At 33.0% G+C, this 17633-nt stretch carries 14 protein-coding genes; 8 read left to right on the top strand and 6 right to left on the bottom strand.

All coding sequences use genetic code 11. The features are described from left to right. Positions 1 to 2: 2 nt before the first annotated feature. Entirely contained in the window at positions 3 to 707 is a 705-nt protein-coding gene (locus F5ESL0228_RS04245) for an ABC transporter ATP-binding protein (RefSeq protein WP_122022959.1), read from the top strand. Continuing rightward, positions 707 to 1531, top strand: a complete 825-nt coding sequence (locus F5ESL0228_RS04240; RefSeq protein WP_122022958.1) for a hypothetical protein — start codon at positions 707 to 709, stop codon at positions 1529 to 1531. The genes F5ESL0228_RS04245 and F5ESL0228_RS04240 overlap by 1 nt, the downstream gene beginning before the upstream one ends. A gap of 64 nt (positions 1532 to 1595) precedes the next feature. On the opposite strand, the gene F5ESL0228_RS04235 is transcribed toward F5ESL0228_RS04240, so the two are convergent. Continuing rightward, on the bottom strand, positions 1596 to 1787 hold the full coding sequence (locus F5ESL0228_RS04235) for an LBP_cg2779 family protein (RefSeq protein ID WP_122018225.1): 192 nt from the start codon (positions 1785 to 1787) through the stop codon (positions 1596 to 1598). Between the two features lie 48 nt (positions 1788 to 1835). After that, positions 1836 to 2414, bottom strand: a complete 579-nt coding sequence (gene lepB / locus F5ESL0228_RS04230; RefSeq protein ID WP_122018224.1) for a signal peptidase I — start codon at positions 2412 to 2414, stop codon at positions 1836 to 1838. A gap of 84 nt (positions 2415 to 2498) precedes the next feature. Between lepB and F5ESL0228_RS04225 the strand changes: the two genes are divergently transcribed. The 4 genes from F5ESL0228_RS04225 to F5ESL0228_RS04210 are packed head-to-tail and all read left to right on the top strand — an operon-like array spanning position 2499 to position 6380. Beyond that, positions 2499 to 3251, top strand: coding sequence for an SAM-dependent methyltransferase (locus tag F5ESL0228_RS04225; RefSeq protein WP_122018223.1), 753 nt, complete (start codon positions 2499 to 2501; stop codon positions 3249 to 3251). After that, positions 3241 to 4206 carry a hypothetical protein gene (locus F5ESL0228_RS04220; RefSeq protein WP_122018222.1) on the top strand — a complete coding sequence of 322 codons (966 nt, stop codon included), beginning with the start codon at positions 3241 to 3243 and terminating at the stop codon, positions 4204 to 4206. The genes F5ESL0228_RS04225 and F5ESL0228_RS04220 overlap by 11 nt, the downstream gene beginning before the upstream one ends. Continuing rightward, positions 4199 to 5575 carry an RsmB/NOP family class I SAM-dependent RNA methyltransferase gene (locus tag F5ESL0228_RS04215; RefSeq protein ID WP_122022957.1) on the top strand — a complete coding sequence of 459 codons (1377 nt, stop codon included), beginning with the start codon at positions 4199 to 4201 and terminating at the stop codon, positions 5573 to 5575. The genes F5ESL0228_RS04220 and F5ESL0228_RS04215 overlap by 8 nt, the downstream gene beginning before the upstream one ends. Positions 5576 to 5591: 16 nt before the next feature. Then, positions 5592 to 6380: a Cof-type HAD-IIB family hydrolase gene (locus tag F5ESL0228_RS04210; RefSeq protein WP_122022956.1), complete on the top strand. Its 789-nt coding sequence runs from the start codon at positions 5592 to 5594 to the stop codon at positions 6378 to 6380. A 57-nt stretch (positions 6381 to 6437) separates the two neighbouring features. Here F5ESL0228_RS04210 and fni read toward each other — a convergent pair whose 3' ends face one another. Genes fni through mvk form a run of 4 tightly spaced genes read right to left on the bottom strand, consistent with a single transcriptional unit; the run spans position 6438 to position 10472 of the window. Beyond that, on the bottom strand, positions 6438 to 7451 hold the full coding sequence (gene fni / locus F5ESL0228_RS04205; protein WP_122022955.1) for a type 2 isopentenyl-diphosphate Delta-isomerase: 1014 nt from the start codon (positions 7449 to 7451) through the stop codon (positions 6438 to 6440). A gap of 29 nt (positions 7452 to 7480) precedes the next feature. Next, positions 7481 to 8560, bottom strand: coding sequence for a phosphomevalonate kinase (locus tag F5ESL0228_RS04200; RefSeq protein WP_122018218.1), 1080 nt, complete (start codon positions 8558 to 8560; stop codon positions 7481 to 7483). A gap of 44 nt (positions 8561 to 8604) precedes the next feature. Beyond that, a complete protein-coding gene (mvaD, locus tag F5ESL0228_RS04195; RefSeq protein WP_122018217.1) occupies positions 8605 to 9564 on the bottom strand; it encodes a diphosphomevalonate decarboxylase in 960 nt (319 codons plus the stop codon). After that, the gene (mvk, locus tag F5ESL0228_RS04190) at positions 9564 to 10472 is read right to left on the bottom strand and encodes a mevalonate kinase (protein ID WP_122022954.1); all 909 of its coding nucleotides are present in this window, start codon (positions 10470 to 10472) and stop codon (positions 9564 to 9566) included. Before mvk ends, mvaD begins: the two co-directional genes overlap by 1 nt. A 77-nt stretch (positions 10473 to 10549) precedes the next feature. On the opposite strand from mvk, the gene F5ESL0228_RS04185 reads away from it, so the two are divergent. Next, positions 10550 to 14044 (top strand): PD-(D/E)XK nuclease family protein, encoded by a 3495-nt coding sequence (locus tag F5ESL0228_RS04185; RefSeq protein ID WP_122022953.1) that lies wholly within the window; start codon positions 10550 to 10552, stop codon positions 14042 to 14044. Further along, the gene (addA, locus tag F5ESL0228_RS04180) at positions 14037 to 17630 is read left to right on the top strand and encodes a helicase-exonuclease AddAB subunit AddA (RefSeq protein WP_122022952.1); all 3594 of its coding nucleotides are present in this window, start codon (positions 14037 to 14039) and stop codon (positions 17628 to 17630) included. Before F5ESL0228_RS04185 ends, addA begins: the two co-directional genes overlap by 8 nt. Positions 17631 to 17633: the final 3 nt, after the last annotated feature.

Here is a 17633-nt window from a genome sequence, read left to right as displayed (position 1 = left end):
TCATGGAAAATCTTTTAGAAATTAAAGATTTAACTTACAAGAAGAATCATAAAACAATATTAGAAAACATTAACTTACAATTACAGCCTGGCAAGATTGTGGCACTTCTAGGTGAAAATGGTGCTGGTAAAACAACACTCATGCGAATTATTGCCAGCATGGCTAAAAATTATCAAGGAGAAGTTACCGTTGCCGGTAGAAGTAGTGAAGCCGAACGAAAAGAGCACTTGTCATTTACTGATGGTTTAACTGGTTTTAGTGGGTCAACCAAAATAAATGAGATAGTACATTTTTATGAAGTAATCTATCAAGATTTTAACAGCGAACAATTTGAACAGTTGCGTTCATTTATGAAACTCGATTTAGGTATGCGGTTATCGCAAATGTCGAAAGGAATGCGAGAAAAATTAATTATTGCTCTTACTTTTTCCCGTAAAACTGATCTATATTTGCTAGATGAACCTTTTTCGGGAATCGATGCAATGGCTCGTAAAAAAATTATTAATTCAATTCTCCTTTGGAAAGAAGATCAGGCAACCATTTTAATTTCAGATCATTTTGTTAATGAAATTGAAACAACACTTGATGAAATCGTGATTATTAAAAATAAGACAATCTATACACATAAATCTGCGGATGATATAAGAGCAAAGAACATTAGTGTAGAGACATATTATGAAAGTCTTTATCAAGGGGAGGAAGAATAATGTCAATTTTTAACCGACTGTTTACCGAATTTTTTAAACAAAAAACTAAGGATTGCTTTTTATGGCTTCTCTTACAATTTGTATGTTCGTTAGGCATTGCATTTTTTTCTGTAGGCCATGTTTTTGTTAATTCTACTCAAGCTGAAGATTTTTTTGCAGGTTTGTGCGCTATTTTTTTAATGCTGTCTTTTTTTGTTATACTTATTTTTTATGTTGTAACTTGTGTTAAAAATGAGCACATTAATAATAACCAAACTTGGCGGTTAGCACCGATTAAGGATAGTTTACTATACGCTGATAATACCTTAAGTTCTTTTATTGCGGTTGTTTATTTTTCTATTTTAGAATTTCTGGCAAACTTTCTATTATTTGGTGCAACATTTTTACTTAACAAACAATTTCATACTGATACGCTAAGAAACATAGCTGAATTTAAACGTTCGCTTCATAATGTAGATATTAATACTATCGCAGTTTTGTTAGAAGCAATATTATTAGCCATCTTAATTGCATTTCTTGGTTACTTTTTGATTAGCTTCTTTAATTTTTCCAGTAGCGCCTTGCTTGATTTTCTTCCTGGATCATCAAGTAAAAAGATAATGGAAGTAATTCGTTTCATAATTATAATGGTTCTTGCGTGGTTATTAAGCAAGGCTAACCAATTTCTCAGACAGTTATTTATTAACTCAGGATTTTATGGTATCCAGAATGCTTTTCATAGTTTAATAATTGTGATTTTAACATTAGTTGTGATTGACCTGATATTTTTGGGCATCAATATCTTTTTAATGACTAGATACTTTGAAGCTAAAGAAAAGAAGTAAATATTTTAAAACAAAAGCCATCAAGAACAGTCTTGATGGCTTTTGTTATGTATATTAATGATTTTTAATTATTAGTAGCCAAATAATCGTAAATTTGGTTAATTTCTTCAGTAGTGCACGCACCAGTACCAGCTTTCATTGCATGAATCTTTTCAACTGATAAATGACTAGCAAAAGCCAAATCGGTATCAGTTACGTGATGCTTTACTTCATAATTAATAATTGCACCGGACAATTCTTCTAATTGCTGATTCATAATAAAATCTCCTCTACAATTTATTTTAACAAATTTTAAAAAGTAATGTTAAAATCCTTGAATTTTTGTAAACGGCCAATATCTGAACACAACCTTGCCAACCAAGGCATCACGTTTTACTGGACCAAAAATATGCGAATCTTTTGATATGTCACGATGATCACCCATTACATAGTATGAGCCTTTCGGTACCTTATAGGTAAAATTAGATGTGTAGGTCTGCCCAGCATCATTATCTGCTTTTTTAAAGCTATTATCTAAATATGGCTCCTTAAACAATTTACCATTAATATACATTTTATCATTTTTAGAAACTAATTTATCTCCAGGTAAACCAATAACACGTTTGATATATAAAGCCCCCGGAACATCGTTAGCGGCCTTAGGTGCTAACAAAACAACAACGTCATTTCTTTTGGGAGTAAAATGCCTTACCGAAATCAGCCGTTCGTTATCTTCAAAGGTGGGCTGCATTGACGGACCAGAAACACGGTCATTTGAAAGAACAAAATTAAATAGCAAATAAAAGATTCCAAGAATTATTGCCATCATAACGACAACATCTAGAATAAATTTACCCCAACTTTCTTCTTTTTCATCTTGCTTTTTAGTTACGTTTTTTGCCATAAAATATTCTCCTTTATCAAGTTCCTCTTTATTATAACTGAAATCCTCTCGTTTGAATGGTAAAATCATTATTAGGTATTAAAGATGACAGATTTTTTAACTAAAATTAACCAGCTAGACGCTGCAATTAATAGACAACAGGTTCATAAACAAACTTTAGAAGTAAGGCAAATAATTTCTTTTGTTAAACACAAAAATATTTTACCCAATGCGCCAAAGCCACTGGGCTTTTTACCAAACGAAGTTGAAGAAATTAGTCAGACACTTACTTTTAAACAAATTAACCAATTTAAAATTATTAATCAACTATTTAATAGTTTACGTCAGTTTTTATCTGTTAAATACGGCATTTGGTCTTTGCCAAATTTAACAACCGCCGATTTAATCAAAGAAAACTTACAAATTAAGAATGGTTTAGAAATAATGGCTGGCAACGGATATTGGTCCAAAGCGTTAAGCCAAGTTGGAGTTAACATGATTGCAACAGATTCTTTTGAGTGGTCCAAAACTTCTGCCACTGGTAGGCAAACGTATTATCCAATTTATAATTTCGATGCTTTGATGGCAATTAAAAAATTTACTAATGTAGAATTAATTATTTGTTCTTGGGCGCCTAATTTCACTAAAAGTGATTTATTGGCGGTTAAAACATGGGAAAGATATAATCCTAACAGTCACTTGCTTTTTATTGGCGAAAAAAAAGGGGTAACTAATTCACCCGAATTTTGGCATAAAATGCACTTCAGTCAATCTTCAGAGTTGCATCAAATAAATCAATCTTTTAGCAGCTTCGACTTTATTAATGAACAGGTATTTGAGATCAAGCATGAAATTTAAAAAAGCAATTTTATTATTAATTATTTTTCTTTCTTTATTAGGTATTGGTAGCATACTTTCCAGTATTCAATCACAAGAAGCAGATCAGCTGCTTGAAGCTTATGGATTAAGTAATAATACACGCTATTTTGAAATTAAAAACAAGCAAACAGTTAGTGCCTTTTTGAATTATCTACAAGAAAAATATCCTAAAAATAAAATCCAACTTCATTTGGCAAACAAAAATGAAACCAATCAAACGTTAGTTTGGTCTAATTATAATGTTATTAATTTACCTACAGAGTCTGGTCGTTATTTTTCAGTTGACGATTTTAAAAGCAGAGTCACTTTTGCTGTACTAGGGTTAAATTCTAAGGCAGCAACACTTAAAACTCAAGGCAATCAATATCTTAAGCTTAATAATAATTATTATTCTGTAATTGGAACCTTAAAACATTATCGGCAGATGAAGCAAACTGGTTATTATTTGACTACTGGTCCCGAGCAACCAACAGGGCAGTTCAAATTAAAGAATTACGTTATTATTATTGATAGTTCAAACAAAGTAATTCGTCATCTTGCATCTCATTATCATGTTAAGGTCAAAATACCTTCTTTTGTCAAAAAACATCAAATTCATCGGTTTTCAGTAATTAAAGAAATAATTTTTATGATCTTTTTTGGTTTTATTATTATGCTCTGTAATGTATTGCTGGCAATAATTGAATGGTCAACTGGTAAACAAACTCATTTAAGCGGGCATCTGCTAAATAATTTATTGTTCAACCGTGGAATTAGAATTATCTTAATGGAATTACTTTTAACATTTAGCGCATATTTCTTTCTTAATTGGCGTACATTTATATCCAAGCAACAACACTTGTTCTGGCTTCTATCTATATGTTGGCTGGTAGCTTTTATCAGTTATTGTTATACTTTGTTTTATCTTTGGCGAAAGGAAAAAATTAATGCTTAATCTTCCAACTGAATTTGTTGATAAATATCGGACTTTACTCGGAAAAACCAAAGCTAATAAACTATTTGATGCGTTAGACAATGATCCAAAAAAGGCTTATCGTATTAATTCGCTTAACAAACAGTATAAATTTAATAATCACCAAGCTTCTTCTGTTCCAGACATTCCACAAGCTTATTACGGTCAATTTAATAGTCAAAGTCCTGAATGGGTAAGTGGTATTATTTATTCACAAGACCCGGCAGCTATGTTTCCAGCATTAATTACAAATGCTAAGCCTGGTCAACGTATATTAGATCTTTGTGCAGCTCCAGGTGGAAAAAGCACGGCTTTAGGGGAACAACTTCGAGGAAAAGGTCTTCTGGTAGCAAATGAAATATCCACTTCTCGCGCTAAAATTTTACGAGAAAATATTGAACGTTGGGGGATTACTAATGCACTTGTCACAAATGAAAGTCCGCAAAAATTAGCTCCGCAATTTCCTGCTTTTTTTGATAAAATTATTGTTGATGCCCCATGTAGTGGTGAGGGGATGTTTCGTAAAAATAAAGACGCGATTACGTATTGGTCACAAGATTACATACAACTTTGTCAAAATCGTCAAAAAGAAATTTTAACAGAAGCGGTTAAAATGCTGGCGCCAGGTGGAGAATTGATTTATTCTACCTGTACCTTTGCACCAGAAGAAGATGAGCAAATTGTTTCGTGGTTAGTAGAACAGTATAATTTTAAAATATCACCAATTAATCTTAAAGAAGCCAATGTAGATCATGGTCAACCAAAGTGGGGAAACGGCAACTCTAGTTTGAGAAATACACTCCGTTTTTGGCCTTTTGACAATTTGGGAGAGGGACAATTCATTGCAAAACTCCAAAGTTCTATTCACGAAAATAGTATTAATAAGCATAAAAAAAAGCATTCCAATAGAGATGCTACGAACAGATTAACCCAAGAAGAAAAGCTTTGGATATCTAAAGTGATGGAACCGTTTAAACTACCGACATCTTTAATTAATTGGTCCAAAACCAGCCGTGTTAGCAACGGACATGTCTTTATCCCCGCTATTGAAGATAAATTATCACTGAAAATTCTTAATAATGGGGTAGAATTAGGGATAATAAAGAAAAATCGGTTTGAACCTGGTCACCAGTTAGCTATGGTGCTTGGACAAATACATCAAGATTGTGTAATCAATCTCTCCGAAAATGATTATATAAAGTTTCTTCATGGCGAAGCTTTGCCTACTATTAGTGAATTACGGGGCTTTGTTTTAGTTAGTTATCGCGAGGGGATTTTTAGCTTTGGAAAAATAACTGGTAATGCAGTCTTAAAAAACTTTTATCCTAAGGGACTTCGCACTAAACAATAAGGAGAAAATTAAATTAATGATTAAATTAGTTGCAACTGACATGGATGGTACTTGGTTAACTGATGCCAAAACCTATGATGAAGAATTATTTTTGCGTGAATTTGCAATTATGCAACAACGCAACATTAAATTTGTAATTGCAAGTGGAAATCAGTTTGAAAATTTATATTCACGCTTTCCTAACGTAGCTGATCAACTTTATTTCGTTGCAGAAAATGGTGCACTAGTAGCAAAAGGACGGCAAGTATTACATGTTAACAGTTTGTCAGATTCCGATTGGCAAACTGTTTTGGAAATAATTAACAAGTATAACGAGCGAGTTACAGTTTCTGGACTGGCCAGTGCTTATGTTTTAACTCAGGAGGGGAAAGCATATAGCAATGAACTAAGAAAATATTATGAAAAATTAACTCTGGTTAATAGTTTTGAAAATTTAGACGACCAAATTTTTAAAGCAACATTTGATGTCCCCCAAAATAAAATGCCTCAATTACTTGAGCAATTAGTGCAGAATTACCCACAACTTGATTTTGTCTCTGGGTCTTCAACCTCAATTGACATGTCGACCAAGGGAATGAATAAAGCACAGGGTCTAAAGTATCTTAGTACCAAATTTAACATAAATCCTCGTGAAATGGTGGCTTTTGGCGATAGTGGTAACGATGTAGGAATGCTGAAATATGTCGGTCGTAGTTTTGCCACTGCAACAGCCTTACCAATTGCCAAGAAAGCTGCCGGTCGCATTATTGGATCAAGCAATGATAGTGCTGTACAAAAAGAAATTTGGAATTTATTAAATGATTAAGTAATAAAAAACTTGTAACTCAATCCAGTAGAGGATTAACTTACAAGTTTTTTATTATTATAATTGTTGCAACCAATTTTGTAATTGCAAATCATAATATTTAGGAATTGAAGAAACAGTCTGTAAATCAGTTTGCCCGTATATAGCTAGCAATCCCGCTAATTCTTTTTGCCAATTCAAAATCATCTGTAACAAAGTATCTGCATCATTTTTAATTAAAACCTGCAAAAATGTATTGGCAATTCCAACGTATTTTCCGCCTAAACACAAAGCTTTTAAAACATCAAGAGGATTGCGTATGCCACCTGAAACGATAAAGTCAACTTTTTCTTTTTTAGCCATTATAGCTGAAATGACCGTTGGTAATCCAACAGTTTCTAAATAGGAAAGGTCACTTTGATTGCGCGCGTTTTCAATTTGAGCAAAGTTAGTGCCTCCGCTACCAGCTATGTCAAACAAGGAAAAACCTTCATTTTTCAATAAATGAATGGTAGCACGATCTAGCCCAAAGCCAACTTCTTTTATTACCAACGGAACCGTAATTTGCTGGCGCAACTTTCTTAAATTATCCAACCAATAAAACTTTCGTTCACCTTCAGGCATTGCAATTTCTTGAACAGCATTCAGATGTATTTGTAAGGCATCAGCTTTTAATTCTGAAACAATCTTTTGAGCATCGTTTGCAGAAGTTGCTGCGTTAACATTAGCAATTATAACGCCTTCGGGATTTTCTTCACGAGCAACAATAAAGCTATCAAGTTGATCATGCTCTTTGATAAGAATACTTGCAGAACCTAATGCAAGGGCAATTTGAGTTTTCGAAGCAATTTTACCTAAGGATTGGTTAATGGCGTAAGCCTTTTGTGAACCTCCAGTCATAGCATTAATAAAAAATGGTGCTGCTAAATCTTTACCAAACATTTTAGTTCTAAGAATTGTTTTAGAAACACTAGCTTCTGGGAGAGCTGGCCGTATTATGTGCATCTCATCAAAACTGTTTATTTTTTTCTGAGAGTAGAATTTTTCTGCTAATTTAATATGTTCATCTTTACGCTTAGATCTGATTGACATATCTTACCTCATTATTATTGGATTTTCATTTAAATAAAATTAACTTGATGAACGCGAAAATCTAATGGCATAATACCATTTTGCTGCCATTTTGTTTTTAATCCCGTAAAATCTGTCTTAGAATCAGTGATCACAATCCCACAATCTCCGTTTCCGGCTCCAGATGTTTTAGCAGCTCCACCGAATGATTCAGCAATATTGATTAACTTAGATAAGCGCGGAATTTCAATAGCAATTTGGTTAATTTTTGCAAAATGTTGTAATAATTTGCGATTTTCCCTAATTTTATGTTGAATTAACTGAATGTCGTTCTGTTCAAATCCTGCAATCATTTCTAAGACACATTTTCGTGAAGATTTTAAAAAGCACTTGTATTCTCCATTTAAAGCTGCTTTATTGGCATTGGTTTCGTCAACAAGTAGAGAAGTTGATGCCGGCTTATGGCTCCAACCAATTAATAATTGCATGCCTTGAGGAGGAGTCAACAACTGGATCTTCAATCCCGGCCATGCTTCATTTAAAATTGTCGTTAATGATTTATGAATTAGTTCTTTTTTTAACCAATTCTTATTAAAAGTTTGATAAGCAATCCATCCCCCATAGACGCTAGCGGCAATATCTCCAGCAGAACCATTGCCTTGGACAGAATAATGCGAAATTGCCGAAAGTTTATATACTAGTTCATTACTAAAAGGGACATCATAAAAACGCAAAATTGCTTTCACTGTTGCAACAGTAACTGCTGCACTTGACCCAAGTCCATATTTTTTACCATCAGCAGAATCAAGATCTGAATTAATGTGTAAATCATATACCTTCATTTTTATACCCTGCTCGATACAAAATCGCTCAGTATAAGAAATTGCGGATAAAATATATTCAAATGGATTATCACGGTTGTCAATAACCATTCGTGCACCATGTCTAACCCAGTGAATTGAACTTTGAGAATACTGTTTCGAATGAATTAAACCGGTTGTTGAATTTGATTCCATAATTGAAACACGGATAAATTGATTTATAGCTACTAAAATTGCGGGACAATCCTGTTCTAGAACTGCATATTCACCAGCAATATATAACTTTCCGGGAGCTTGCTCTGTTATCAAGGGAATTTAATCTCCTAACTAATTAACTCATCTAAAATTAGAAATTAGTCCAAATATGAAAGGCCCGGACCAAAACCTGCATTTATTATCTTAACATTGTCAAATTCCGATACAAACCGATTAATAATATCTTTTACATTTTTTAACTGACTCAAAATTTTTATGTTAGGTCCTGCATCAATTGTGTAATAACATTCAATTCCTTTACTTCGTAAATCATGGACAACATCTATTGCCTTAATTGTTTCTGGCTCTAAATAGGAAAAACCTGGTTGTGCAGTAAAATTAATGGCATGCATTTCACTAGCATTTAACTCTGCTATTTGACCCAAAGTGGAGAAATCTTCCTCTTTAATTGCATTTATCATAGCGGCTAATTCCTGATCATTACGCTTTAGCCATGGTTGAAAGAATGGGGAAGACTGAGCATGTTTCATTCCAGCAGTTGAAGTTATTTTTTTGGGATGAGGATCTAATTCTACTACTAGTAGTTGCAAATCTATCTGTGGTACTTCATCTAAAGGATATGCATATGAAGAATTATCATCAGTCCCTTTTTGCCAGATTGCAAACCCGCCATAAACAGATCTGCTAGCAGAACCTGATCCATATCTTGCTAAACGCGATAATTCTTGTCGATCAAGTTGAAAATCATAGTAGGCAGCAAATGCACCAGCTAAAGCCGCAAAAGCAGAACTAGAAGACGCTAATCCTGCTGCCGTTGGGACATGATTATAAGATTCTACTAACAAATTACCGGTAACATTAAACTTGTTTTGCAAAAATTTCAAATAAGAAAACACTCGTCGGTAGCTTTGACCTGTTTGCATAATACCGTTAAGTTGAAAACAATTGCTAGTGCTTGCACAAATTCGTGTATCCGTATAAAACTGATTCAAAGTCATTGATAAACTAGACATTAGTGGTAGACGCTTATGCTCATCAGCTTTTCCCCAATACTTTATAAGTGCAATGTTTGTATGTGCTCGAACAGTTTTATTCATTAAATCTCCTCAATCCAACTATTTTCAACTAATTTATTTGCCTTTTGAGCAATTTTTTCAGCTGTCTGATGATCAGAACACAGGACAATTACAATTCCTCCTAATCCACTACCAGAGAGTTTGCAACCAAGAGCGTTATTAGACAAAGCAAGATCTTGTAGTTGGTCTATTTTAGTTGTAGATAAATTAAAAGAATGCAGTAACGACTGTGCCTGATTAAAAATTTGACCTATTGTTATTTTATCATGATTAAGCCAAGCGTCTTTTGTTTCATCAGCAAGCTTTCCCAATCTTTTCAAATTATTTTTTGCTTGTCTAGAACGCTGTATTAACTCATGTACCTGATTAACTGCTTGTTTTGTATTACCCAATTCACCTGTATCCATGATTAACAGTGACGCATGTAACCTAGACTTTATTTCTTGTGGTCCGTCTTGAGAATTAAAGAAAATTGGATAACTAGACTTTACAGTTGCAGCATCTAAACCAGATGCTTTACCATGATTAATCATTTCTGCATGATTAGTTATTGCCATAATATCAGCATCAGAAAGGTTCAAATTAAAATATTCATCTAACACCTTGGTTGTTGCTAAGGCCACAGTTGCACTTGAACCTAACCCACGTTCTGGTGGGATTTCTCCTGTATAAGTAATTTTAATTTGTTCAGTGCTTGCAGCTTTTGCTTGCATTGTTTTAAGTACATATTTAAGACCATTATATGAAGAAGGAGCCATAAAAAAAGGACCCTGATAGTGTGTAGTATTCATCAACAGTTCCGAACTAGGCTCAACTGTGACTTTGATATGCAGAGCCATAATCGGTATTGATAACGCATTATAGCCATAAACTACCGAATGCTCACCAATTAGAATTACTTTTCCATGTGCGAGATAACTACATTTCATTTTATTTAAGTTCCTTTAATGTTTGTGAAAAAATTTATGCTCCTATGCTAAAATAATAGCAAAGGAGAAGAGAACAAATGATCAAAATTTTAGTCGGTAGGCAAACAGATTTTTTACAAGAAGAAATCTTGCAACAGGCAGTAGAGAACTACCAGCACTTTCCAGAGCATGAAACTTTTATCATTGTCCCTAACCATATTAAGTTTACCACAGAAGTTCGGGCAATAAATAAACTGGCAGTTTCACAAAATCAAGTAGAACAATCGGTTGAAAAGTTGCGTGTTTTATCATTTTCTCGTTTAGCTTGGTTCTTCTTAAAAAATGAAGAAAAGGGACTACCCGTTCAACTTGATGATGCTGCCGCAGCCATGCTATTAGCTAAAATAATCGAGCAAAATCGTGATCATTTGCATCTTTTCCAAAAAGCCAATATTAATCCCGGATTAATTAAGCAGTTATATGATACTATTTTGCAAGTCCGTTCTGGAAACCTTGACTTAGATGACATTGATGAGAATCAATTAAATCTTGAAACAAAGGAAAAAATTTCTGATTTAAAGATTATCTATCATGCTTTTATTGAGGGAATTAGCGAGAAGTTTTCAACTGCTAATGAAATTCAACTTCAGTTAAATGAATATTTGGCAAGCAACTCAGACTTATCAAAGACTGACTTTTATTTTAGTGATTTTTCACATTTTTCATTACAAGAATGTATTACAATTAAATTATTAATGCAAAAGGCTCACAGTGTAACGCTTGCCTTTAAAACAAAAAATGGTACTATTATCCACAATTGTGTCTCCGGAGAATATGATTATGTTATTCAAAAAACAATCAATCAATTAGTTGGGTATTTAAAACAGCAAGGTCTTAAATATACTATTGAACAAACGCCTGTTGTAATTAATCCTACCAGTCGTGAAATGCTAAACGAATTTTGGACAGGAGTAGTAGATAACATTGGGGATCTTAAATCTCTCCAATTGATTAAAGCCGATAATCGCTATGCCGAAGCATATTTTGTGGCGCGCACCATTTATCAGCAAGTAGCTTTAAATAAATACCGTTACCGAGATTTTTTGGTTTTAGCACCAAATTTACACGAATATGAAACTTACTTAATTCCAATCTTGCGCCAAAATAATATTCCCTTTTTTGATGACTTGCAACAAGAAATGAAATTTCACCCACTAGTCGTTTTAATTGAAAATATAGCTCAACTTTTTAATCGTCCACTATCAACAACTAACATGTTGGCAATCATGAAAACAAGACTAATAGTTCCTGAGTGGTATCAAGAAGACGCTAATTATCTGCACGATGTAGACGAACTTGAAAATTTCGTTCTTGCTCATGGAATCAACCACAATTTATGGAAGCGTAATTTTACTGATTATGTTGCTGCTAGTGTTATTCGATTAGATCAAGTTCCAGATGAAGTAGCAAAGATAAATAAATTAAAGGATTTCTTTGTTAAAGAAATCTCTAAGCTATTAGCTAGATTGCAAAAGGAAAAAGACACCCGTAAGGCGATTACCGTTTTTTTTGATTTTTTAACAAAAAATGGTGTTACAAAAGTTTTAGAAAATTGGCGGGCAACCGCTCAAGAAAGTGGTGATTTACAGCAAGCAAGGCAATCGGAACAAGTTTGGGACTTATTGAATACATTGCTCCAAGATTATTTACTGATTAATCCAGATGAATTTTCTGTAACTAGCTTTTTTAATGTCTTGGTAAATGGGTTTAAAGAGGCAAATTTTGCGCAAATTCCATCAACAATGGATGCTGTTAACCTTTCAGAAACTGGAATTGTCCAAGTTAGCGGTTATAAGCAGGTCTTTATTTTAGGTGCTTCCAATAATAATTTGCCCAAGATCAATAAAACCCCTGGATTTTTAAGCAGTGAAAACTTAGAAAATATGAGTCAAACTTTTGGTGAAGATTCTTATCTAGAAGATCAACAAAAGTTAAGTAATTTAGACCAAAATTATCAATTCGGTCTCTGTTTGTCTTTAGCACAGGATCGAGTTTATTTATCATATCCTGTAACAAATACCGAGAACGAATCCATTGAGCCATCAATTTATTATCAGCGATTCAAACATGCCGGTATTTCTGAATTTTCACAACATAATTTACCAGCAAGCCAGCAAGAGATATTATCCTTTATAACCAATCCTAAGGCGAGCCTAGGTTATTTAACTTATCTTAAACAAACTCAATCTGAATTTGACGTCGATTATTTATTAAAGCTAACTCAGAAGAGATTACCTAATCAAACAAAATTGGTTCTTGAATCATGTCAATTTATTAATAAACCTGTCAATTTGGAACCCGAACTTGCTCAAAAGTTATATGGTGAAAATCTTAGCTCATCAGTTTCACAGTTAGAAACTTATTTTGAAAACTCTTATGAGTTTTTCTTACGGTATGGCTTGCGTTTGCATAAACGATTTGAAAATGAATTAGACGTCATTCAAGCTGGTAACTATTGTCATGAAACACTTGATCGACTAGTTAAGGAACTAAATAAGCATTCACTTGATTTAGCTGAAGTTGATGATGACGCTCTTAGTCAATTACTTGAATTGGTACATAATAAAATGAAGGATGAGGCCAAATATCAGCAATTATTCAATGATCCTTTTAATCAATTCTTATTTGATTGTCTTGATCAAACTACCACAAAAGTGGTCAACTACTGGCATCGTGCAGTCCAAAAGACCCCATTAAGGGCAAAATATTCGGAACTTAGTTTTGGATCAGGCGAGCCTGTCGCGGGTCTTAACTTGAAAATTCCTAATTTAAATGGTCAGCATTATGTCAATCTTCGTGGAAAAATTGACCGAGTGGATCTTGCAACAATTCCAGAAAAAAATGAAATATTAGCTCAAATAATTGATTATAAATCTTCTTCGAAAAGTTTTAATATGGGGTACTTTTATGAAGGAATTTCATTACAAATGATCTCTTATTTGGATGTCCTAGCGCACAATCAGCAGTTTTTTGCTGGTAAACAACCCTTGGCGCTTTTAGGTGCATTTTATGAAACATTTACTCGCCAGCTTGATAGATTAAATGGTAAAAATAGTTTTAAATCTGATTTGCAGCCAAAACAAGCTAGCTTTTATGGTAAAAAGAAGTTGAAATATAGTGGTTTGATTAACCTCGATCAAATGTCTTTATTTGTAGCAGACCCAGAACTTAGTATTCCTAGTACAGCTTCTAAATTGTATGATAATGCTAAAACTAAGGCGGATGGAACTCTATCTTCAAGAAATGATTCTCCAGTTTTTACTGAATATGAACTTGAACAATTACTAAAATATGATGAGGAATTAATCAAAGAGGCTTCAAGCCAAATTTTATCTGGTCAAGTTAAACTTAACCCATATCGCTACGGAAAATCTGTTAATGCTCTAACTTATTCAGATTATCGTGATATCTTCTTCTTTGATGCCATGCTCAAAGAAAATAAATATCACCAAATTGATAATTTAACAAGACAAGAACTAATCACTAAAATTCAAAAAAAGTTAAGCATAGGAGACAAGGGAAAAAATGACTAATTTTACTAAACAGCAGCAAGAAGCTATTGATACTCAAGGCAAAGATATCCTTGTTTCTGCCTCGGCTGGTAGTGGTAAAACAACCGTTTTAGTGCAACGTTTGATGAAAGAAATTCTATCTGGTACTAGTGTAGATCAACTGTTAGTTGTTACCTTTACTAAAGCTGCTGCTCAGGAAATGAAGACTCGAATTAAGGCTGTTTTACAAAAAAGCAGTGAAGAAGATAACGCCAATCAAAATTATCTACGTCAGCAGCTTAATCTAGTTGATACTGCAAACATTTCTACTATTGACGCTTTTTGTTTGGATGTCATTCATCGATTTTATTATATAATTGATATTGATCCTAGTTTCAGTATCTTAACTGATGAAACTCAAGCAGAATTAATGCGAGAACATGCTTTACACGATATTGAAGATAAGATGTTGTTAGAAAAAGATGCAGATTTTCTTGCTTTTTATAATAATTTTGCAGGTGATCGAGATGCCGAAACAGCTCGAAATTTATTATTAGATCTATACGACTATGCAATGGCTAAACCAGATTATCAATCTTGGCTGAAACAACTAAATAATAAATATCAAATTGGTGAAAAAGTTGTTACTTCTGATTTATGGCAGCAGCAAATTAAGCCTTATCTTTTAAGTGCTTTTTCTCCTTTAGTGCAAAAACTTAACCAATTATCATTGACAGATTTCAGTGAGACAAAATATATTAAATTCGGAAAAAACTTCACTTCATTTGCTAAACGTATAGCAAATTATTATAATGCTCTCAAAAATGATCAAAATTATGATCAGCAGCGTGAACTTTTACAAAGTTGTGTGTTTGAAGGAAGAGTTCCTAGCAATAAAAAATTACAAGAAGTTGATTTAGAAGAACTTGGCGAAGTAAAAAAAGAAGCGGCTAATTTAGTATTTGATACTTTTACTTCATTTTATGCAACTGATGAAGTAGATCAGCTTGATATAATGCGGCAAGGCAACCGCATCATGACGGCAATCACTAATGCGGAATTAGCATTGATTGATCGCTTCAATCAGTTAAAACGAGAAGAAAATTTGATTGATTACAGTGATATGGAACAATTAGCTTATCAAATTCTTAGTCAAGATACATCCAGCTCTCAAATGGCACGTGAATTTTATCAAAATAAATTTAAGGAAATTTTGGTTGACGAATATCAGGATATCAATGTTTTACAGGAAAAAATTCTGCAATTAATAAAGAAAAAAAATCAGAATTATTTATTCATGGTAGGGGATGTCAAGCAATCAATTTATGGTTTTCGTCAGGCAGAACCTAGTCTATTCCTACATAAATACCATGCTGCTGCACAAGAAAGCAATCATGATCAAAAAAGAATTTTACTTTCTGATAATTTTCGTTCTACTGATCCTGTAGTTAAACTTGTTAATCATATTTTTAACAATATATTAACACCTGATTTTGGTGGTATTGATTATGCTCAAGAAGGACAGTTGAAATTTGGTGCAAAATACTATCCTAAACTATTACCACAGGCAGCCGAATTTATTTATCCCCAAAAAGATGATAAAAACAGTGAGGATGAAAAAAGCTCAGCAGCAGGAACTAATACAATTGAAATTAAATTGGTAATTGAAAGAATCAAACAATTTAGAAAAGAAAATTTACAAGTTTTTGATACTCATAGTGGAGAAAAACGACCTTTTAAATATAGCGATATTGTAATACTAACTAGGAGCCGCAGCGATAATTTGACAATTATGCAGGAGTTTTCCAAACAAAATTTGCCACTTTTAGTTACGGATGCCAAAAATTATTTTCAAACACTTGAACTGACAGTTATTATGAATTATTTGCGCATCATTGATAATCCAGATCAAGATATTCCGTTGGTAGCTGTTTTACGTTCACCACTATTTAATTTCAAAGAACCTGATTTAGCTAAGATTAGAGTTCATAGTAAAAAAACTGGTTTCTATGATGCATTGATCGCATATGTTTCAGTAAATGACAAATTAGGTAAACAAGTTAAAAATTTCTTAAACCAGTTAGATGAATTGAGATTGTTTGCTGTTAATCACCGAATTTCTGAGTTGATTTGGAGTATTTATGAAAAAACTAACTTATTAGAAATTATGACGGCGTTAACGAATGGGAAACAGCGTAGAATAAACTTAGAATCACTATATGAACGAGCAACTTCTTATGAGAGTGCAGGATTCAAGGGACTCTATCAATTTATTAACTTCATTGAAAGAATGAGACGTAATCAAAAAGATCTAGCACAGCCGTTAGTTGCCAGAGAAGCAGATGATACTGTCAGATTAATGACTGTTCATAGTTCAAAAGGACTTGAATTTCCAATTGTTTTTTATATTGGTATGCAACATAAATTTCAAAAGCGTGATTTAAGTGGAAATTATATTATTACTTCGAACAATGTGGGGCTAACAATTCGGCAACCAAAATATCGGATTGATTCGCTTGTTAAATCGATTGATAATGTCTTAAAACAGCGACAGTTATTGGAAGAAGAGGCTAGAATTTTATATGTTGGAATGACTAGAGCAAAACAAAAACTGATTTTAGTATCTAATTTTTTAAATTCATCTAATTACGAAAATGAGTTAAGTCAAACTTCTTTATATAATAAGTTACATGCACAAACGCCATTTGACTTAATTGCTAATGCCTTAAAGCTTGAACAACATTCAGAGCAAAAAATATGTGAAATTAGTTCAGCCCTTGACAATGATGAAAAACTAATAATTTCATATTATTGTGGTAATTTTAATGATACTGAATCGATCGTAAGTCATGAAACAACTTCTAAAAAATTTAATAATTTAGAGTTACTTAATAAAACAACCCAGCAGTTGTATGATTTTAATTATCCCTTTAAAGATGCTAGTCAAACAACAGCCTATCAATCGGTTTCTGAAATTAAAAAGGCATTTAATGATCCTTTAGATGAAGAATTAGAAAATGCCCAACTATTATCATCAGCTAATCGGTATCTGGAACCAATTGATACCAAGCCCAATTTTTTGTTTAAAACCAAATTTACGGGTAGTGAAATTGGTACTGCCATGCACCTTATTTTACAGTATTACGATTATGAAGGTAAGGGAGACATTGAACAACTCAATATGGAAATTCAGAACCTTATTAAACAAAATAAGTTACAAGCTGAAATTGTTCCCAGTTTGCATAAAGAACAAATTGATTGGTTTGTCCATAGTGACTTTGCACAACAGTTTTGGCAAAAGCCAAAACAATTAAAACGAGAAGTTGATTTTTCTAGTTTGTTAGCAGCCAGAACCTTATTCCCAGATTTTAGTGATTCAAATGCTAAAATCTTAATTCATGGAACAATTGATGGCTATTTTATAGGAAATGACGGTATAATACTGTTTGATTATAAGACCGACCATATTGATATTAAGCATTGGGACAAGTCAATTACCAATATTAAGAAGAAATATACAGGTCAATTGCGTTTGTATGAACAAGCACTAAATTCCTTTTCTCAAGAAAAAGTGAGCCATAAATACTTAGTCTTACTCGATGTTAAGATGATTGTTGAAATTGACTAAAGG

Source organism: Lactobacillus sp. ESL0228, from assembly GCF_003692825.1.
Taxonomy (GTDB): domain Bacteria; phylum Bacillota; class Bacilli; order Lactobacillales; family Lactobacillaceae; genus Lactobacillus.
This window is presented reverse-complemented; position numbering and strand designations above follow the sequence as displayed.